Annotated in this window: 15 protein-coding genes and 4 pseudogenes; 3 read left to right on the top strand and 16 right to left on the bottom strand. The window is 59.8% G+C overall.

What is annotated here, in order from left to right:
* Positions 1-133: 133 nt before the first annotated feature.
* From tsaA to ACKZ62_RS22460, 6 genes are all read right to left on the bottom strand, one after another.
* Positions 134-829: a tRNA (N6-threonylcarbamoyladenosine(37)-N6)-methyltransferase TrmO gene (gene tsaA, locus ACKZ62_RS22485; protein WP_032891757.1), complete on the bottom strand. Its 696-nt coding sequence runs from the start codon at positions 827-829 to the stop codon at positions 134-136.
* 3 nt (positions 830-832) lie between these two features.
* Positions 833-1,294: a YehS family protein gene (locus tag ACKZ62_RS22480; protein ID WP_122755676.1), complete on the bottom strand. Its 462-nt coding sequence runs from the start codon at positions 1,292-1,294 to the stop codon at positions 833-835.
* Positions 1,295-1,361: 67 nt separating this feature from the next.
* Positions 1,362-2,072 carry an rRNA pseudouridine synthase gene (locus ACKZ62_RS22475; RefSeq protein WP_032891755.1) on the bottom strand — a complete coding sequence of 237 codons (711 nt, stop codon included), beginning with the start codon at positions 2,070-2,072 and terminating at the stop codon, positions 1,362-1,364.
* A 71-nt stretch (positions 2,073-2,143) separates the two neighbouring features.
* The gene (locus tag ACKZ62_RS22470; protein ID WP_032891753.1) at positions 2,144-2,617 is read right to left on the bottom strand and encodes a GNAT family N-acetyltransferase; all 474 of its coding nucleotides are present in this window, start codon (positions 2,615-2,617) and stop codon (positions 2,144-2,146) included.
* Positions 2,618-2,720: 103 nt separating this feature from the next.
* Entirely contained in the window at positions 2,721-4,061 is a 1,341-nt protein-coding gene (gene rimO, locus ACKZ62_RS22465; RefSeq protein WP_046384502.1) for a 30S ribosomal protein S12 methylthiotransferase RimO, read from the bottom strand.
* A 195-nt stretch (positions 4,062-4,256) separates the two neighbouring features.
* On the bottom strand, positions 4,257-4,634 hold the full coding sequence (locus ACKZ62_RS22460) for a c-type cytochrome (RefSeq protein ID WP_095183977.1): 378 nt from the start codon (positions 4,632-4,634) through the stop codon (positions 4,257-4,259).
* Positions 4,635-4,990: 356 nt separating this feature from the next.
* On the opposite strand from ACKZ62_RS22460, the gene ACKZ62_RS22455 reads away from it, so the two are divergent.
* The 3 genes from ACKZ62_RS22455 to ACKZ62_RS22445 all read left to right on the top strand — a co-directional run bounded on the left by ACKZ62_RS22455 (position 4,991) and on the right by ACKZ62_RS22445 (position 8,581).
* Positions 4,991-6,892, top strand: coding sequence for a potassium transporter Kup (locus tag ACKZ62_RS22455; protein WP_032891749.1), 1,902 nt, complete (start codon positions 4,991-4,993; stop codon positions 6,890-6,892).
* 125 nt (positions 6,893-7,017) lie between these two features.
* Positions 7,018-8,124: an NADH:flavin oxidoreductase/NADH oxidase gene (locus tag ACKZ62_RS22450; RefSeq protein WP_032891746.1), complete on the top strand. Its 1,107-nt coding sequence runs from the start codon at positions 7,018-7,020 to the stop codon at positions 8,122-8,124.
* Between the two features lie 271 nt (positions 8,125-8,395).
* Positions 8,396-8,581 (top strand): hypothetical protein, encoded by a 186-nt coding sequence (locus ACKZ62_RS22445; protein ID WP_032891743.1) that lies wholly within the window; start codon positions 8,396-8,398, stop codon positions 8,579-8,581.
* 51 nt (positions 8,582-8,632) lie between these two features.
* Here the strand turns inward: ACKZ62_RS22445 and ACKZ62_RS22440 are convergent, their stop codons facing one another.
* The 10 genes and pseudogenes from ACKZ62_RS22440 to ACKZ62_RS22395 form a co-directional block, all read right to left on the bottom strand.
* Positions 8,633-10,258 (bottom strand): glucan biosynthesis protein D, encoded by a 1,626-nt coding sequence (locus ACKZ62_RS22440; RefSeq protein ID WP_032891741.1) that lies wholly within the window; start codon positions 10,256-10,258, stop codon positions 8,633-8,635.
* 337 nt (positions 10,259-10,595) lie between these two features.
* A pseudogene (locus tag ACKZ62_RS22435) lies at positions 10,596-10,769 on the bottom strand (hypothetical protein); the annotation flags it as partial.
* Positions 10,770-10,961: 192 nt separating this feature from the next.
* A pseudogene (locus ACKZ62_RS22430) lies at positions 10,962-11,099 on the bottom strand (hypothetical protein); the annotation flags it as partial.
* A 192-nt stretch (positions 11,100-11,291) separates the two neighbouring features.
* Positions 11,292-11,420: pseudogene (locus ACKZ62_RS22425) on the bottom strand (hypothetical protein); the annotation flags it as partial.
* A 202-nt stretch (positions 11,421-11,622) separates the two neighbouring features.
* A pseudogene (locus ACKZ62_RS22420) lies at positions 11,623-11,751 on the bottom strand (hypothetical protein); the annotation flags it as partial.
* Positions 11,752-11,952: 201 nt separating this feature from the next.
* Positions 11,953-13,815, bottom strand: a complete 1,863-nt coding sequence (locus ACKZ62_RS22415) for a flavin monoamine oxidase family protein (protein WP_447095848.1) — start codon at positions 13,813-13,815, stop codon at positions 11,953-11,955.
* Positions 13,816-13,883: 68 nt separating this feature from the next.
* Positions 13,884-15,308, bottom strand: coding sequence for a gamma-aminobutyraldehyde dehydrogenase (locus tag ACKZ62_RS22410; RefSeq protein WP_447095847.1), 1,425 nt, complete (start codon positions 15,306-15,308; stop codon positions 13,884-13,886).
* A 169-nt stretch (positions 15,309-15,477) separates the two neighbouring features.
* Positions 15,478-16,287, bottom strand: a complete 810-nt coding sequence (locus tag ACKZ62_RS22405; protein ID WP_447095846.1) for an ABC transporter permease — start codon at positions 16,285-16,287, stop codon at positions 15,478-15,480.
* The gene (locus ACKZ62_RS22400) at positions 16,277-17,206 is read right to left on the bottom strand and encodes an ABC transporter permease (RefSeq protein ID WP_032891733.1); all 930 of its coding nucleotides are present in this window, start codon (positions 17,204-17,206) and stop codon (positions 16,277-16,279) included. Before ACKZ62_RS22400 ends, ACKZ62_RS22405 begins: the two co-directional genes overlap by 11 nt.
* A gap of 1 nt (position 17,207) precedes the next feature.
* Positions 17,208-18,242 (bottom strand): ABC transporter ATP-binding protein, encoded by a 1,035-nt coding sequence (locus ACKZ62_RS22395; RefSeq protein ID WP_447095845.1) that lies wholly within the window; start codon positions 18,240-18,242, stop codon positions 17,208-17,210.
* Between the last annotated feature and the right edge of the window lie 46 nt (positions 18,243-18,288).

Genomic DNA, 18,288 nt, shown 5'->3' with positions numbered 1-18,288 from the left:
CTGACCAAGCAACAAAGAAGATCCAAATGTGGGAGGGGGCTTGCCCCCGATGAGCGAGTGTCAGTTGATACATCTCTGACTGACACACCGCTATCGGGGGCAAGCCCCCTCTCACATTTTGCTTCCGGTTTATTCAGTTGGCTGGGAGTACTTCCAGCACACAAATCATCCCCGCCTCGGGATAGTGCCAGCGCACATCCACGTCCCAGAACTGCGCGCCATATTCGCGCTCAGGCCCAGGCTTTTGGTACGCCGGCCGGGGATCCTGCGCCAAGCACTGATCAATCAACTCCACCAGAGGCTCTCCCAGGCGTTGAGCGTGGTCTTGTGCTTGCAGCAGGGCGGTCTTCAGCCATTGCACGCCAATCAGGTTCGGCGCATCACTGGCGATGCCATTGGTGGCGTCCGCGACACTATCGGCATATGGCACATACGGCTTGATATCCAACACCGGCGTGCCATCGAGCAAATCAATCCCGGAAATCCACAGTCGGCCCGGTTCCACTTTGTCCAGCTTCACCACCGACTGGCCGATGCCGTTGGGCCGATGGGTCGCACGGGTGGCAAACACGCCCATGGACGTGTTGCCGCCCAGGCGTGGCGGGCGCACTTTGAGGCGTGGTTTGTCTTCCAGGGCCTGGTGAAACAGGAACAACAGCCACACGTGGCTGACCTGCTCCAGGCCCTGCACTGCCTCACCCTGGTCAAACGGCGCCACCAGTTCCAGCACGCCTCGGGCCGCTGGCGCCAGTTGTGGTTGGCGCGGAATGGCGAACTTCTCCTTAAAGCAGGAGCGTACGAAGCCGACGGGTGAGACCTGATAGCTCATGACTTACGCACGAACCCGCAGGGTCAGGCCTTTGAGGAAGTTGCGCAGCAACTGGTCGCCACAGGTACGGTAGTTGGTGTGGCCGAACTTGCGGAACAGTGCGCTCAGCTCCGGCTTGGACACCGGAAACTCGGCAGCCTTGAGGATGGCGTGCATATCGTCTTCCTTCAGTTCGAAGGCTACACGCAGCTTTTTCAGGATGATGTTGTTGGTCACCGGGGTTTCGATCGGCTGCGGCGGACGGCTTTCGTCCTTGCCACGCTTGAAGATCACCAGGCCATCGAGGAAGTACGCCATGACCTCATCCGGGCAGAACACGAAGCCTTCTTCCTCATCTTTCTTGAGGTAGGTCAGCAGGTCTTCCTTGGTTACTTCCATGCCGCCGAGCTTGATGATCTCGACCATCTTGTTGTCGCTGATGTCGAGCATGTAGCGCACGCTGCGCAGTACGTCGTTGTGAATCATGGTGGGCAGTCCTGGTATTCAACTGAGGACACCGCCCATCAGGCGGTGTCGAGAAAAGGGGAGCGGCTTAGAACTTCTCTTTGCCGGACAAGTAACGCCATTGACCGACCGGCACCTTGCCGATGGACACGCCGCCGATACGGATGCGGCGGATCGCCACGACCTTCAGGCCAACGGCTTCACAGAACAGCGCGATCACGCCTGGCTGCGGGTTTTTCATCGCGAAACGCAGGCGGTTTTCGTTCTGCCAGCTGGCTTTAACTGCTGGCAGCTCCTTGCCCTTGTAGGTAAGACCGTGATTGAGGCGGTTGAGGCCGTGAGCAACCATGTCGCCCTCGACCTCTACCACGTATTCCTGCTCGATCTTGGTGGCATCGGCGGTCAACTTGCGCAGAATCTTCCAGTCCTGGGTAAACACCAACAGGCCGCTGGCCTTGGCTTGCAGGTCGGCGCTGGCGGTCAGGCGCAGGAAGTGACCTTTGAGCGGGCGCTTGCTGAAACGGTGTTCTTCGGAGAGCGTTTCGGCGCTGATCGAGGCCATGGCTGTCTCGGCATCCACGCCAGCAGGGGCGTGCAGCAGAATGGTCACCGGTTCAGGCACTGTCGCCTTGGCGTCCGGGTCGAGTTCGACTTTCTGGGTCGTGACCTTGAACTGCGGCTCGTCGATCACTTCACCGTCCACCGAGACCCAGCCGCCTTCGATAAACAGCTCAGCCTCCCGACGGGAGCAACCGACCAGTTCGATAAGGCGTTTGGAGAGGCGTATGGGGTCAGTCATGACAAGGGCCGTAACAAAAGGGGGCGGCTATTGTACCTGTGTGGGCGCGGTTAATCCCGGCCCCATTTCATTTAGCCCTGACGCTCCTGCTGTTGTAGCTGGTGCAAACGCATATGGAGCAACGGATAAGGTTGGCCCAAGCCATCATGCTCCGTGCGTCCGATCACCTCGAACCCAAGTTTCAAGTAAAACCCCAGGGCCTGTGGGTTCTGTTCGTTGACGTCCAGCGCTTGGGCATTCATGTGCTCGATCGCATACCACAGCAGCTGTCGGCCAAGACCCTGACCACGGTGCTGCGGGTCGATAAACAGCATCTCCACCTTGCCCGCCGCAACCCCGGCAAACCCGGTGATGCGCTGGCGTGAGTCTTTGGTGCAGATCAGCATCACCGAGTCCAGGTAGCGGGTCAGCACCAGCCCCTTGAGCAGTACGATGTAACTCTCGGGTAAAAAGTCATGAGTGGCCCGCACCGAATCCTCCCAGATCCGCGCCAACTCCGCGTAGTCGCTGATTTTAGGTGTATGGATAATCGAATGCTGACGCATGCCCGCTGCCCCTTGCTGTGATCGGTGCTGATGGGCAAAACGATAGACGTAAAAAAGCCCCGCATCTTGTCCAGAAGCAGGGCTTTTTTAAATTTTTACAGCGTTAGTCGCGCTTTTCGGCCCACAGGTCGTATTCGTCGGCGTCGGTCACGGTGCACCAGACCTTGTCGCCCGGCTTTAAACCGCTGGCATCGTCGATAAACACGTTACCGTCGATTTCCGGCGCGTCGAAGAAGCAGCGGCCAACCGCGCCTTGCTCGTCGACTTCGTCGATCAGCACTTCGATTTCCTTGCCGATACGCAATTGCAGGCGCGCCGAGCTGATCGCCTGTTGGTGCGCCATGAAACGCTCCCAACGGTCTTGCTTGACGTCGTCCGGCACCACGGCCAGGTCCAGCAGGTTGGCTGGAGCACCTTCCACCGGGGAGTACTGGAAGCAGCCGACGCGATCCAGTTGGGCTTCGGTCAGCCAGTCCAACAGGTACTGGAAGTCTTCTTCGGTTTCGCCGGGGAAGCCGACGATGAAGGTGGAACGGATGATCAGCTCCGGGCAGATCTCGCGCCAGTTCTTGATGCGCGCCAGGGTCTTGTCTTCGAAGGCTGGGCGTTTCATCGCCTTCAGGACTTTCGGGCTGGCGTGCTGGAACGGGATGTCCAGGTACGGCAGGATCTTGCCGGCAGCCATCAACGGGATCAGTTCGTCTACGTGCGGGTAGGGGTAAACGTAATGCAGGCGCACCCACACGCCCAGGCTGCTGAGGGCTTCGCAGAGTTCGGTCATACGGGTTTTCACCGGCGCGCCGTTCCAGAAACCGGTACGGTATTTCACGTCGACGCCGTAGGCGCTGGTGTCCTGAGAGATCACCAACAGCTCTTTCACGCCGGATTTGACCAGGCGTTGGGCTTCGTCGAGCACGTCACCGACCGGGCGGCTGACCAGCTTGCCCCGCATCGACGGGATGATGCAGAAGCTGCAGCTGTGGTTGCAGCCTTCGGAAATCTTCAGGTACGCATAGTGGCGCGGGGTCAACTTGATGCCTTGCGGCGGCACCAGGTCGATCAGCGGGTTGTGATCCTGGCGCGGCGGCACTACTTGGTGCACGGCATTGACCACCTGCTCGTACTGCTGCGGACCGGTCACGGCCAGCACGCTCGGGTGCACGTTGCGGATATTGCCTTCTTCCACACCCATGCAGCCGGTCACGATGACCTTGCCGTTTTCCTTGATGGCTTCGCCGATCACTTCCAGGGACTCTGCCTTGGCCGAGTCGATAAAGCCGCAGGTGTTGACCACCACCACGTCGGCGTCCTGGTAAGTGGACACAACGTCATAGCCTTCCATACGCAGTTGCGTGAGGATGCGCTCGGAGTCGACCAGAGCCTTCGGGCAACCCAGGGAAACAAAGCCAACCTTAGGGTTGGCTTTTGCGATGGTGGTGGACATGTCTAACCTCGGTATTGAATGACGCCGCCAGTCGGGCACGACAAGGCGGTGGACGGGCACTTGGTGTGCCTCTGATCAAAAAGTGCGCAATTCTAGCGATGGGCAGCGCACTTGACCAGCTTTATGCGGGGAAATGCGACGAGTGCTCTTTTGCTGGCCGGCGTGTTCTATAAGTGCCCAACGCTTACCTCAAGCTCACCGACTCATTGAAATCACACCCGTCATGTACTGATTCAAATCGCGCAGATCATTAATCCGCCAAGCGAACGGGGGCAGCTTCACACCGTTCTCTCGCAAGGTTTTTGGAATCAGATCTCCATTGGGTCGAAGTATTATCGACGACACAATTACGCCCGGATAATCCTTAAGTCGTTTCTTGAACGCGGGTGTGGTGAGGTTTGGTGTCGGAGGGTTGCTCTTACTGGCCAAGGGTCCCGTGCCTTTGATGTCCGCTCCGTGGCACATGGCGCATCGCTGTAGGTAGATATTTTTTCCGTTGAGGTTATCCGCGAAGGACAGTGATGTTTGAGCTAGCGATAACACTGCCAGCGAAGCAATAAATACTCTTCTCATAGACGTCCTTGTTGTATCAGCTGGATCTGAATCGATGGCAAGTTCAGGGCCTGGCGTTGGTGACGGGCAGGGCACGTCCGACCTCTGTATGTGGCCGGTCGCGCACGGCCAGGCAGCGAACCAGTGCTGTATGCCTCTGTGATCGAAAAGAGCGCGATGCTAGCCACGGGCAATTCACTTGACCAGCTTTATGCAGGGAAATGTGACGAGTGCTGCGCTATGCTTCGCGCCGTTGCGCACGGGTAAAAACCTTGGGTCAATAAAACGTCTGTTACGAGAAGTAAAACAGCGCATGCTAGGGTCAGCTTAGGCGCGTTGTTTATAAGAGACCTCAGGTCAAAGGGCAGGAGTGGTTGATGGGTCACGCGAGTAGTCAGGCAGCAAGTGCCGAGCATTCAAACACCAAGCCGATCGGCATGCTGGTGGCGGCGGTCGGGGTGGTTTACGGCGATATCGGGACCAGTCCGCTCTACACCCTCAAAGAGGTGTTCACCGGGGGGTATGGGGTTCAGGTCAACCATGACGGTGTCTTGGGGATCCTGGCGCTGATCTTCTGGTCGCTGATCTGGGTCGTTTCGATCAAATACATGCTGTTCGTGCTGCGCGCCGACAACCAGGGCGAAGGCGGCATCATGGCCCTGACCGCACTGGCACGTCGGGCAGCGGGGGAACGTAAAAAGCTGCGCAGTTTCCTGGTCGTGTGTGGCCTGTGCGGGGCGGCGCTGTTCTACGGTGACAGCATGATCACCCCGGCGATTTCGGTGTTGTCAGCAGTAGAAGGCCTGGAGCTGGCGTTCGACGGCCTGGAAAAATGGGTTGTGCCGATTGCGTTGGTGGTGCTGGTGGCGCTGTTTCTGATCCAGAAACACGGTACCGATCGCATCGGCAAGCTGTTCGGGCCGGTGATGGTGACCTGGTTCCTGGTGCTGGGCGGGCTGGGTATCTATGGCATCAGTCAGCATCCCGAAGTGCTCAAGGCATTGAACCCGATGTGGGCCGTGCGTTTCTTCGAGGCTCATCCAGGCATTGGCGTGGCCATCCTGGGTGCCGTGGTGCTGGCATTGACTGGCGCCGAAGCGCTGTACGCCGACATGGGCCATTTCGGCCGCAAGCCCATTGCCCGCGCCTGGTTCATCCTGGTGTTGCCGGCACTGGTGCTCAACTATTTCGGCCAGGGCGCCATGCTGCTGGGCGATCCTGAAGCCGCGCGCAACCCGTTCTATCTGCTGGCGCCGAGCTGGGCGCTGATCCCGCTGGTGGTTCTGTCGACCCTGGCGACGGTGATTGCTTCCCAGGCGGTGATTTCCGGCGCGTTCTCCTTGACTCGCCAGGCGATCCAACTGGGTTACATCCCGCGCATGCACATTCAACACACCTCCAGTGCCGAACAGGGCCAGATCTATATCGGCGCGGTGAACTGGTCGCTGATGGTCGGCGTGATTCTGCTGGTGCTGGGCTTCGAGTCCTCAAACGCACTGGCCTCGGCCTACGGTGTGGCGGTGACGGGCACCATGTTGATGACCACCATCCTCGTCTCGGCGGTGATGTTGCTGCTGTGGAAATGGCCCCCAGTGCTGGCCGTGCCGGTACTGCTCTGCTGCCTGTTGGTGGATGGGCTGTATTTTGCGGCCAACGTACCGAAAATCATCCAGGGCGGCGCCTTCCCGGTGATCGCGGGGATCGTGCTGTTCGTGTTGATGACCACCTGGAAGCGCGGCAAGCAATTACTGGTGGAACGTCTCGACGAAGGCGGCCTGCCGCTGCCGATCTTTATCAGCAGTATTCGCGTGCAGCCGCCCCATCGGGTTCAGGGCACGGCGGTGTTCCTGACCGCGCGGCCCGATGCCGTGCCCCATGCGCTGTTGCACAACCTGCTGCATAACCAGGTATTGCACGAGCAAGTGGTGCTGCTGACGGTGGTCTATGAAGACATCCCGCGCGTCCCGGCATCGCGGCGTTTCGAGGTGGATTCCTACGGGGAAGGGTTCTTCCGCGTGATCCTGCACTTCGGCTTCACCGACGAGCCGGATGTGCCCGAAGCGCTGAAGTTGTGCCACTTGGATGATCTGGATTTCAGCCCAATGCGCACCACCTACTTCCTCAGCCGCGAGACGGTGATTGCCTCGAAAATCGAAGGCATGGCGCGCTGGCGCGAAGCCTTGTTTGCATTCATGTTGAAGAATGCCAACGGCAACCTGCGCTTCTTCAAACTTCCGGTAAACCGGGTGATCGAGCTGGGCACCCAGGTCGAGATGTAAGTATCTGCAGCACGGGAGCCGGCAATCGGCTCCCGCTTTCCGTCTGAACCCTGTGCAATCGATCGTTGTCGACTAGGCTCTAAGCACTGTTGAACAGTGCCCATAGAACCCAGAAGAGGTGCGCCATGAGTCAGCTGCTCGAACCCTATACCCTGCGCCAATTGACCCTCCTGAACCGCATTGCCGTCTCGCCGATGTGCCAATACTCCAGTGACGATGGACTGGCCAATGACTGGCATCTGGTGCACCTCGGCAGTCGTGCCGTCGGCGGCGCCGGGCTGATTTTCACCGAGGCCACCGCCGTGACTGCCGATGGCCGCATCACGGCACAGGACTTGGGCTTGTGGAACGACCAACAGATCGAACCGCTGCAACGCATCACCCGTTTTATCGCCGCCCAGGGCGCGGTGGCTGGCATCCAACTGGCCCACGCCGGGCGCAAGGCCAGCACCCATCGGCCGTGGATCGGCAAGCATGGCAGCGTCAAGCCGGAGGACGGTGGTTGGGTACCGGTAGGCCCATCGCCGATTGCCTTTGACCCTCAACACACCCAACCGCGGCAACTGGACGAAGCGCAGATCCAGCAAGTGATCGCTGACTTCGTCGCCGCTGCCAAACGTGCGCTCACCGCGGGTTTCGAGGTGGTGGAAATTCACGCGGCTCACGGTTATCTGTTGCACCAATTCCTCTCACCCATCAGCAATCAGCGGCAGGACCAATACGGCGGTTCCTTTGAAAACCGTATCCGGCTGGTGCTTCAGGTGACCAAGGCCGTGCGTGAAGTCTGGCCCCAGGAGTTGCCGCTGTTCGTAAGGGTGTCGGCCACCGACTGGGTGGAGGACGGTTGGAACCCCGATGAAACCGTGGAACTGGCACGCCGCCTCAAAGACCTGGGTGTGGACCTGATCGACGTATCCTCCGGTGGCACCGCCGCCAATGCCGAGATCCCTACCGGGCCGGGCTACCAGACGCGCTTCGCCGAGCGCGTGCGCAAGGAGTCGGGCATCGCCACGGGGACCGTGGGCATGATCACCGAACCGGCTCAGGCCGAGCACATCCTGCGCACTTGCCAGGCCGATATCATCTTCCTGGCTCGTGAACTGCTGCGCGATCCGTACTGGCCGTTGCACGCCGACGATGACTTGGGCGGGCGCAAAGCAATCTGGCCGGCTCAGTACCAACGCGCGACCCATCGGGATCAACCGATTCATGAGTCTGACTTGAGGGATTGATCCTTCGTTGGCTCCATCTAAACCCACCCTGAGCCGGTGGGTTTTTTTTGCCTGTTGCTGTGGGATGGCGCTGTAGGTATTTGTTACCGAAGTAATTTTTTAAGTGAATACTCTAAAAAAATCCCACACGTAACGAGATTGTTTCTACGCTTAGGGTAAGACCGATTTCTGGCCCAGGGAGTCAGTCTGTTTGTCCACGGAGGCATTGCGCTTCACGGGAGATGGTTGATGGGCGCCGGGAGTATTTGATTGATATCAGGAGAAACAGTCCATGGCCAAGTCCTATGGAGTAGCAGGTTTGGTGGCGTCTTTTTTGACCCGCAGGGTGTCCTTGCGTAGCCGCCGGTTGAGTTTGGATGAGGTCGAGTTGCTGGCGCAGTATCGCGCTCTGAACGAGAGCGATCAGGTGGCGATGCGTTATCTGATTGGGGCGATGAAGAGCGTGTCGCGGTTTTAGAGTCGACGTGGAACGCATGTGGGAGGGAGCAAGCCCCCTCCCACAGTTGAATCAGGTGTACTTGCGCTGGTCCGGTGCCGGCGGGAAGTACTGATACAGCCAGGTTTCACTCAAGGTGCGGTCCTGGGTTCGGATAAACAGGCGCAGCTCCACCGGTTCCACGCTGTCGCTGGTCGGGTACCAGTCGAACAGGATGCGGTAGCCCTTGATGTTATCGAGCACCAGCACGCTGAAGTCTTTCACTTCACCATGGGAGCAAGTCACCACGGGCTCAATCCCTGTGCCTGGCGGTAAACGGTCCAAGCCACCGCCCTTGAAGTCCACGGCAAAACGGCGCGCCCACACGTCCGGGTAATGTTCACCCGGCGCCCAACCTTCGGTAAAACCGCCCATGCCGGAACGGGTCGCGTCGACCTGGGCCAATGGTGTGCTCACCGGTGGCAAGGCGCTCCAGTACAGTTTGTAGCCATAGTTCAGCGATTCACCCGCCGCCACCGGCTTCTTCGGGGTCCAGAAGGCCACGATGTTGTCCAGGGTCTCGCCGGTGGTGGGGATCTCCAACAGGTCGATGGAGCCTTCGCCCCAGGCGGTGGTCGGTTCGACCCACAGGCTTGGGCGCTTGCTGTACCAGTCCACAGTGTCCTGATAGCTGGCGAACTCATGGTCGGTCTGCACCAGGCCAAAGCCTTTCGGGTCTTTGTCGGCGAATGCATTGAATTGCAACTTGGCGGGGTTGTTCAGCGGGCGGCAGATCCACTCGCCGTTGCCGCGCCACATCGCCAGGCGGTCCGAGTCGTGGATTTGCGGGTGGATGGTGTCGCACATCCGGCGCTCGTGGGTGCCGCAGCTGAACATGCTGGTCATAGGGGCAATGCCCAGTTGTTCGATGGCAGTACGCGCATTGATATGGGCGTCGATCGCCATCACCACCTGGTTGGCCTGGCAGTCGATATCGAAGCGGTAGGCGCCGGTGGCGCTTGGCGAGTCAAGCAGGGCGTAGACCACAAAACGCGTGGCGTCCTTGTCTGGAGTTTCGAACCAGAACTGGGTGAAATCAGGGAATTCTTCGCGTTTTTTGGCGTAGGTGTCGATGGCCAGGCCTCGGGCCGACAGGCCGTATTGGCCGGTGGAATCCACCGCGCGGAAGTAGCTGGCGCCGAGAAACGACAGCACGTCATGGCGGTCCAGCTCCGGTGCCTTGAACAGCTTGAAGCCGGAGAAACCCAGGTCGCCGGTCAGCTGTTTGGTGTCGACGGTGGTTTTTTCATAGTTGAACAGCGAAGGGCGGAAGTGCACTTCACGCGCTTCACGGGTTTTCGGATCAACGCTGTGCATGCGCACCGGTGTCTTGAAACCCATGCCGACGTGGAAAAACTGCACGTCCAACTGGCCGTTCAACTCTTTCCACAGCGAATGCTTGCCGTCGTAGCCAATGGCGTTGAAATTCTGTGGGGTCATGGTCGCCAGGGTCGGCGGCAGCACCTGTTTGGTGTCTTTATACGCGGTTCCGGCGAGTTGCTTGGCCTGGGCTTTCAGTGCGTCGAAATCGAACGCCACGGCCTTGCCGTCGGCGGCACGGTTCCCGGCCCAGGCCTGCGCGGCCAGTAGGCCGCTGGCCGACAAACCGGTGTAAGCCGCAATGGCCATGGACGCTTTGAGCAAATTCCTGCGGTGCATAGAGACAACCTGTCGTGAGCAAATCCCGCGCCGTTCCTGGCACGTGCTGGATCAGAAATAACGGTTCGGACATGCCTTCGGCCAAACGCAACGGACATTAAACAGACGCCGGATAGCTTAAGCGGTTCGATGGTGTAGGAAAAATGATTGATGGCTGTGTGATGGCGTTGCATATGAAACAAGTTGTGTCGTCAGGTGAGTTGCGTACTGTTGTAGTGAGCGGGCTTGCCCCGCGCTGGGGCGCGAAGCGGCCCCCATAAAAAACACACAGGCCGTCTGAAAACGTGCGGCATTTGGCTTCAGGGCCGCTTCGCAGCCCAGCGCGGGGCAAGCCCGCTCACCACAAGATTTCGTTTAGCCACACTATTTCGACTAATCCCACCTCTCTCACCGCCCGAAAAGCCTCATCAATCGCCGCATGGGCGTACGCACTCCACGCCGCATCCGAGTTGGCGATGCTCACAGGCCCTACAGATTTGCGCGCCAGATTCATCAACGCTTCATATGAAGCAAGTTGCGTCGTCAGTGAGTTGCACGCTGTTGTAGTGAGCGGGCTTGCCCCGCGCTGGGGCGCGAAGCGGCCCCCATGAAAACCACGCAGGCGGTCTGAAAACGTGCGGCATTTGGCTTCAGGGCCGCTTCGCAGCCCAGCGCGGGGCAAGCCCGCTCACCATAAGACTTCTTTTAGCCACACTATTTCGACTTAGCCCACCTCTCTCACTGCTCGAAAAGCCTCATCAATCGCCGCATGGGCGTACGCACTCCATGCCGCATCCGAGTTGGCGATGCTCACAGGCCCTACAGATTTGCGCGCCAGAGTCATCAACGCTTCATATGAAGCAAGTTGTGTCGTCAGTGAGTTGCACGCTGTTGTAGTGAGCGGGCTTGCCCCGCGCCGGGGCGCGAAGCGGCCCCCATGAAAACCACGCAGGCTGTTTGAAAACGTGCGGCATTTGGCTTCAGGGCCGCTTTGCAGCCCAGCGCGGGGCAAGCCCGCTCACCACAAGACTTCGTTTAGCCACACTATTTCGACTTAGCCCACCTCTCTCACTGCCCGAAAAGCCTCATCAATCGCCGCATGGGCGTACGCACTCCATGCCGCATCCGAGTTGGCGATGCTCACATGGCCTACAGGTTTGCACGCCAGATTCATCAACGCTTCATATGAAGCAAGTTGTGTCGTCAAGTGAGTTGCATGCTGTTGTAGTGAGCGGGCTTGCCCCGCGCTGGGGCGCGAAGCGGCCCCCATGAAAACCACACAGGCCGTCTGAAAACGTGCGGCATTTGGCTTCAGGGCCGCTTTGCAGCCCAGCGCGGGGCAAGCCCGCTCACCACAAGATGTCTTTTAGCCACACTATTTCGACTTAGCCCACCTCTCTCACTGCCCGAAAAGCCTCATCAATCGCCGCATGGGCGTACGCACTCCATGCCACATCCGAGTTCGCGATGCTCACAGACCCTACAGATTTGCGCGCCAGATTCATCAACGCTTCATATGAAGCAAGTTGTGTCGTCAGTGAGTTGCATGCTGTTGTAGTGAGCGGGCTTGCCCCGCGCCGGGGCGCGAAGCGGCCCCCATGAAAACCACGCAGGCTGTTTGAAAACGTGCGGCATTTGGCTTCAGGGCCGCTTTGCAGCCCAGCGCGGGGCAAGCCCGCTCACCACAAGACTTCGTTTAGCCAGACTATTTCGACTTAGCCCACCTCTCTCACCGCCCGAAAAGCCTCATCAATCGCCGCATGGGCGTACGCACTCCATGCCGCATCCGAGTTGGCGATGCTCACATGCCCTACAGGTTTGCGCGCCAGATTCATCAACGCTTCGCTCTCATCTGCGTCATCAAACAAGCTGTTGGAGAAGCTCGCATACCCGTGTGACCAGCGATTGACCGTGATCGCCAGAATATCCGTCTCGTGCTTGAACCCACCCGGCCCGAGCATGCGTTGCAGTTGGTCACGCAGTTGCGCCTCCAGTTGCTCGAACGTCTGCCCATACAGCTTGCCCCGCCCGGCGCGTGCCTGGTCGCGGGCGTTCATACCGCTGTTGGGACTGGTGGGCACGTAGACCATGTGCAGGCCAATCGGCTGCGTCGGGTCCCTTGGGTGATCGTAGCCGCCCATGCTCACCGGGTAGTCCAGCTTGATGCGACTGTACGGTTGGGTCGCCGCGTAAATCTCATGCACCCCCAGTTTTTGGAAGGACTGCCAATTGCGGATTACCACCTTGGTGTACACCAGCGGGTATTTCACGTTCTGGCTCAAGGCATGGGCCTGGGGCGCTGGCAGGTCTTTGAGCAGGTACGGAATCATCATGTTGTAGCACGCCAGGATGCAGCGCTTGCCGCGCACCTGTGCGAGTTGGCCGCCGCGGCTGTAGCCGATATGCACACCGCCATCTACGTTACGCACGCTGACGGCGGTGCTGTTCAAGCGCAGCCGTACCGCCGCCTTGGGTTGGTCGAGCCTGGCGTAGTCAAAGGTAGCCAGCACGATGTCGTCCATGGTGTGCCCCGGTGCTACGCCTGGGATAAGACTACGTACCAGCAATCGCGCCACCGAGGCGTTGCCATCCGGGAAATGGTAGATGTAGGGCTCTTCCATTTCCGCTGCGGCTTCTTCGCTGATCGGTGCCAGGTTCATGCCCGCAAACCCCGGGAAACCTACGCTATAGGCATCGGCCGCTGCCACGGCATCAATGCTCAGCGCCATGAAGTCATTGGTACGGCTTTGGAAGTACTTCACCGCGCCTTCCGATAACCCTACGTCCTTGAGCAGGAAATTGCGGTAGCTGGTCGCCGCCAGATGGTCGGCCTTTTCTTCGGCAGTCTTACCTGGCAAGTAGTCCTTTGGCGTCATGTGCAGGTCTATCAGCGCCTGGCGATCCTCTGCAGGCAGGGGGAAGTCATTGATGAAGTCGCTGATGGACCGCGCATGCAGTTGGTCCGGCGCAATATCGTCGGCCACCATGGGCGTCGGGTCGCCGGTCACCAGTTTGTCTTCGCCGAAGTTTTCCTTGTCGAAAAACACACCGCGCGACAGGCCCAGGTTGGGGTAGAACTGACGGTCGAAGGCGGTTTCGAAGCGCTTGATATCAACCCCGAGCTTCTTCAACAGCCCGTTCACTTCCTGGCTGTACAGATGGTTCGGCGACTGCAACGCCTCGCTGCCGCCGTAACCGATGATCATGCGGCCACCGGCCTGGAATTCATTGCGCTTGGCGTGGCCGCCGAAGTCGTCGTGGTTTTCCAGGATCAGGATCTTCGCCTTGGGGTGCTTTTCCCGGTAGAACCATGCCGCCGACAAACCGCTCAAGCCACCCCCGACCACCACCAGGTCGTAATCCTCGGTGATCGGCAATTTCTCGGTGTCGAACACTTTCTTTTCCCAGCCCATCTGGTGAGCCACTTCGAACGAGCCGACATGGCTGCCGCGCAGGCCGGTAAGGGCAGGGGGGTAGTAGCGGCCATCGGGTGCGGCCTGGAGCAGTTGCAGTGGGGTCATGCCTGCGGCAACGGTAATGGCGACGCCGTTGAGGAAGTCGCGGCGGGTGATGTCCATTGGTGGGAACCTGAGATTTTATTGTTGTAGGACCCGGCACCCAAGGCAGGTGCCGGGGAGGCGCTTAATCAGTGCTTGAACATCACATGGCGAACGGTGGTGTAGTCCTCCAGCCCATACATGGACATGTCCTTGCCATAACCCGATAGTTTCTGACCGCCATGGGGCATTTCGCTGACCAGCATGAAGTGGGTATTCACCCACGTGCAGCCATACTGCAACCGCGCGGCCAAACGGTGGGCGCGGCCTACATCGGCGGTCCATACGGACGACGCCAAGCCGTAGTCCGAATCATTGGCCCAGCCCAAAACCTGTGCTTCGTCGGTGAACTTCGTCACCGACACCACTGGCCCGAACACCTCGCGGCGCACGATTTCATCGTCCTGCTGTGCATCGGCCAATACCGTCGGCTCAAAGAAGAACCCATTGCCGTCCACCGCCTTGCCACCGGTGACCAGGCGGATATGCGGCTGCGCCACCGCACGCTCGACAAACCCCGCGACGCGGTCGCGGTGCTGTGCGGTGATCAGCGGGCCCAGTTCGGTGGCCGGGTCATCCTGCAAGCCGTATTTGATGCTGGCGACCGCCGCGCCGAGCTTCTCGACAAATGCGTCGTAGATATCCGCTTGGGCGTAAATGCGGCACGCGGCCGTGCAGTCCTGGCCGGCGTTATAGAAGCCAAAGGTGCGAATGCCTTCCACGGCGGCATCGATGTCCGCGTCGTTGAAGATGATCACCGGCGCTTTGCCGCCCAACTCCATGTGCATGCGCTTCACGCTGTCAGCGGTGCTGGAAATGATATTCGCGCCGGTGGCGATGGAGCCGGTCAGCGACACCATGCGCACTTTCGGGTGGTTCACCAGTGGGCTGCCCACGGTCGGCCCACGACCGAACACCAGGTTGAGTACGCCGGCCGGGAAAACCTCCGACGCCAGTTCAACCATGCGCAACGCGGTCAGCGGGGTTTGCTCCGACGGCTTGAGCACCACGGTATTACCGGCGGCCAGGGCCGGGGCGATTTTCCAGGCGACCATCATCAGCGGGTAGTTCCACGGCGCGATGGAGGCGATCACGCCCACCGGGTCGCGGCGGATCATCGAGGTGTGGCCCGGCAGGTATTCACCGCCGGCCGAGCCGCTCATGCAACGGCTGGCGCCGGCGAAGAAGCGGAACACATCGGCAATCGCCGGGATCTCGTCGTTCAGCGCGGCGCTGTAGGGCTTGCCGCAGTTGTCCGATTCCAGCTTGGCCAGCTCTTCGCCGTGGGCTTCGATCGCGTCGGCCAGTTTCAGCAGCAGCAGCGAGCGGTCCTTCGGTGCGGTTTGCGACCAACTTTCGAACGCCGCATCGGCTGCGCGCACAGCGGCGTCGACCTGGGCTTCGCTGGCTTCCTTGATTTCTACCAGTACGCGGCCGAGGGCTGGGTTGAATACGGCTTGGGCAGGGCCTTCGCCTTCGATCAGTTGGCCGTTGATCAGTAATTTGGTTTGCATGGTTCAGCTCTCCACAAACTATTGTTATTTCCTTGAAGCAACCGACTCTAAATGTGGGAGGGGGCTTGCCCCCGATGACAGTCTTTCAGTCACATCATCTACAACTGACCCACCGCTATCGGGAGCAAGCCCCCTCCCACATTTGAGCTCGGTGCCTTCAATAAAAAAGTTATTTACCGCCACTCCCGGCCACGCTTTCACCACCGCGGGTCAGGTAATAGGCACCGAGAATCGGGAACATCGTCACCAGCATCACCAGCATCGCCACCACGTTGGTCACCGGCACATCCCGCGGGCGACTCAATTGGTTGAGCAACCACAGCGGCAAGGTGCGCTCGTGGCCGGCGGTGAAGGTGGTGACGATGATTTCGTCGAACGACAGCGCAAAGGCGAGCATGCCGCCGGCCAGCAGCGCCGAGCCCAGGTTGGGCATGATGATGTAGCGGAAGGTCTGCCAGCCGTCGGCGCCCAGGTCCATTGAGGCTTCAATCAGGCTGTGGGACGTGCGCCGCAAACGGGCGATGACGTTGTTGTAGACGATCACCACGCAGAAGGTCGCGTGGCCGACGATGATGGTGAACATCCCAGGCTCGATGCCCAACGTCTTGAACGTCGCGAGCAACGCGATACCGGTGATGATCCCCGGCAGCGCAATCGGCAGGATCAGCATCAGCGACACGCCTTGCTTGCCAAAGAACTCACGGCGATACAGCGCCGCCGAGGTCAATGTGCCGAGCACCATGGCGATCAGGGTGGCGATGGCTGCGATCTGCAGCGACAACTTGATCGACTCCAGCACGTCCGGCCGGGCGAACGCCACGCTGAACCACTTCAACGTGAAGCCCTGTGGCGGAAAGCTGAACGCTGCCTCTTCGGTATTGAAGGCGTAGAGAAAGATGATCAGGATCGGGAAGTGTAAAAACACCAGGCCGCCCCAGGCTGCGATCTTTAGTCCCAGCGAAGATTTCTCAGAGTGCATCGAAGGCCCCCAGGCGTTTGACGATGGACAGGTAAACCGCAATCAGCACGATGGGCACCAGGGTGAACGCCGCTGCCATGGGCATGTTGCCGATGGCGCCTTGCTGCGCGTAGACCATGCCACCGACGAAGTAGCCCGGCGGGCCCACCAGTTGCGGCACGATGAAATCGCCCAGGGTCAGCGAGAAGGTGAAGATCGACCCGGCGGCAATCCCCGGAATCGACAGTGGCAGAATCACTTGCATAAAAGTCTGGCGCGGCTTGGCGCCCAGATCCGCCGAGGCTTGCAGCAACGACGGCGGCAAACGCTCCAGCGATGCCTGGATCGGCAGGATCATGAACGGCAGCCAGATATAGACGAACACCATGAACCGCCCCAGGTGTGAGGTGCTCAAGGTGCTGCCGCCCACACCGGGAATACCCAGCACGAACTGCAACACCGGCTCCAGGCCCAGGTGCTGTACGAACCACTGCGCCACGCCGCCCTTGGCCAGCAGCAGGGTCCAGGCGTAGGCCTTGACGATGTAGCTGGCCCACATCGGCATCATCACTGCGATGTAAAAGAATGCCTTGGTCTTGCCCGTGGTGTAGCGCGCCATGTAGTAGGCAATCGGGAAGGCCACGATGGCGCTGGCAATCGACACCACAATCGCCATGCTCAAGGTGCGAAGGATGATGTCGAAGTTCGACGGCTGGAACAGTGCGGCGAAGTTGGCCAGGGTCAGGTCCGGCGTGACCGCCATGGTGAAGTCGTCGAAGGTGTAGAAGCCTTGCCACAGCAAGGTCAGCAACGAGCCGAGGTAGATCGCGCCGAACCAGATCAGCGGCGGTATCAACAGCATCGCCAGATACAGGTTGGGCTTGCGGTACAGCAGGTTGGAAAACCTGCGCATCGGTGGTTGGGAGAGGGCCAGGCTCATGTCACACCTCGCCTGCAATGTCGGTCAGCGGTGTCATGGCTTCCCGCGCCCAGCGCGCGGTAATGGACTGGCCGACCTGATGGCCGCTGCTGATATCCAGCCACTGGTTGTTGGCTTGGCTGATGTTCAACGCCTGGCCGTTTTCCAGTTTCAGCTCATAGCGGGTGGCGCTGCCCTGGTACTGGATGTCATGCAGCAGACCGCTGACTTCCACTTCGCCAGCACCCAGTGGGCCGTCGGCAAACCGCACGTGTTCCGGGCGGATCGAAAATGGCTGCGCGCTGCCGCTGAGGCGCTGGGCCAGTTCGCCGCGAATCACGTTGGAGGTGCCGACGAATTCGGCGACGAATGAGGTAGCCGGTTTCATGTACAGGTTGCGCGGGGTGTCGACTTGTTCGATGCGGCCTTTGTTGAACACTGCCACGCGGTCGGACATCGACAACGCTTCGGTTTGATCGTGGGTCACGAAAATAAAGGTGATGCCCAACTGGCGTTGCAGCTTCTTCAGCTCGCTTTGCATCTGTTCGCGCAGCTTGAGGTCAAGGGCGCCCAAGGGTTCATCGAGCAGCAACACGCGGGGGCGATTGACCAGTGCGCGTGCCAGTGCCACACGCTGGCGCTGACCACCTGAAAGTTGCACCGGCTTACGGTCGCCGTAACCACCGAGGGCGACCATGCCCAAGGCTTCTTCGGCGCGGCTCAGGCGTTCGGCCTTGCCCACGCCTTTGACCTTGAGGCCGTAGGCCACGTTGTCGCGCACATTCATATGGGGGAACAGTGCGTAATCCTGGAACACAGTGTTTACGTCACGCTGATACGGCGGCAAGCCGGCGGCTTCCTCGCCATGAATGCGGATCGAGCCAGCGCTCGGTTGCTCGAACCCGGCGATCAGGCGCAGGCAAGTGGTCTTGCCCGAGCCGGAAGGGCCGAGCATGGAAAAGAACTCGCCGTCCTGGATATCGATGGAAACCCGGTCGACGGCTTTCACTTCGCCGAACTGACGGGAAACGTGGGTGAATTGGACTGCAAGCGTCATGGTGCGGTGCTCCAAAAAGGCGCGGGTCGTCGCAGCGGCCCGGCCT

The sequence above is a fragment of the Pseudomonas sivasensis genome (genome assembly GCF_052938085.1).
The sequence above is the reverse complement of the archived record's forward strand: the minus strand, read 5'-3'. Positions and strand labels throughout refer to the sequence as shown.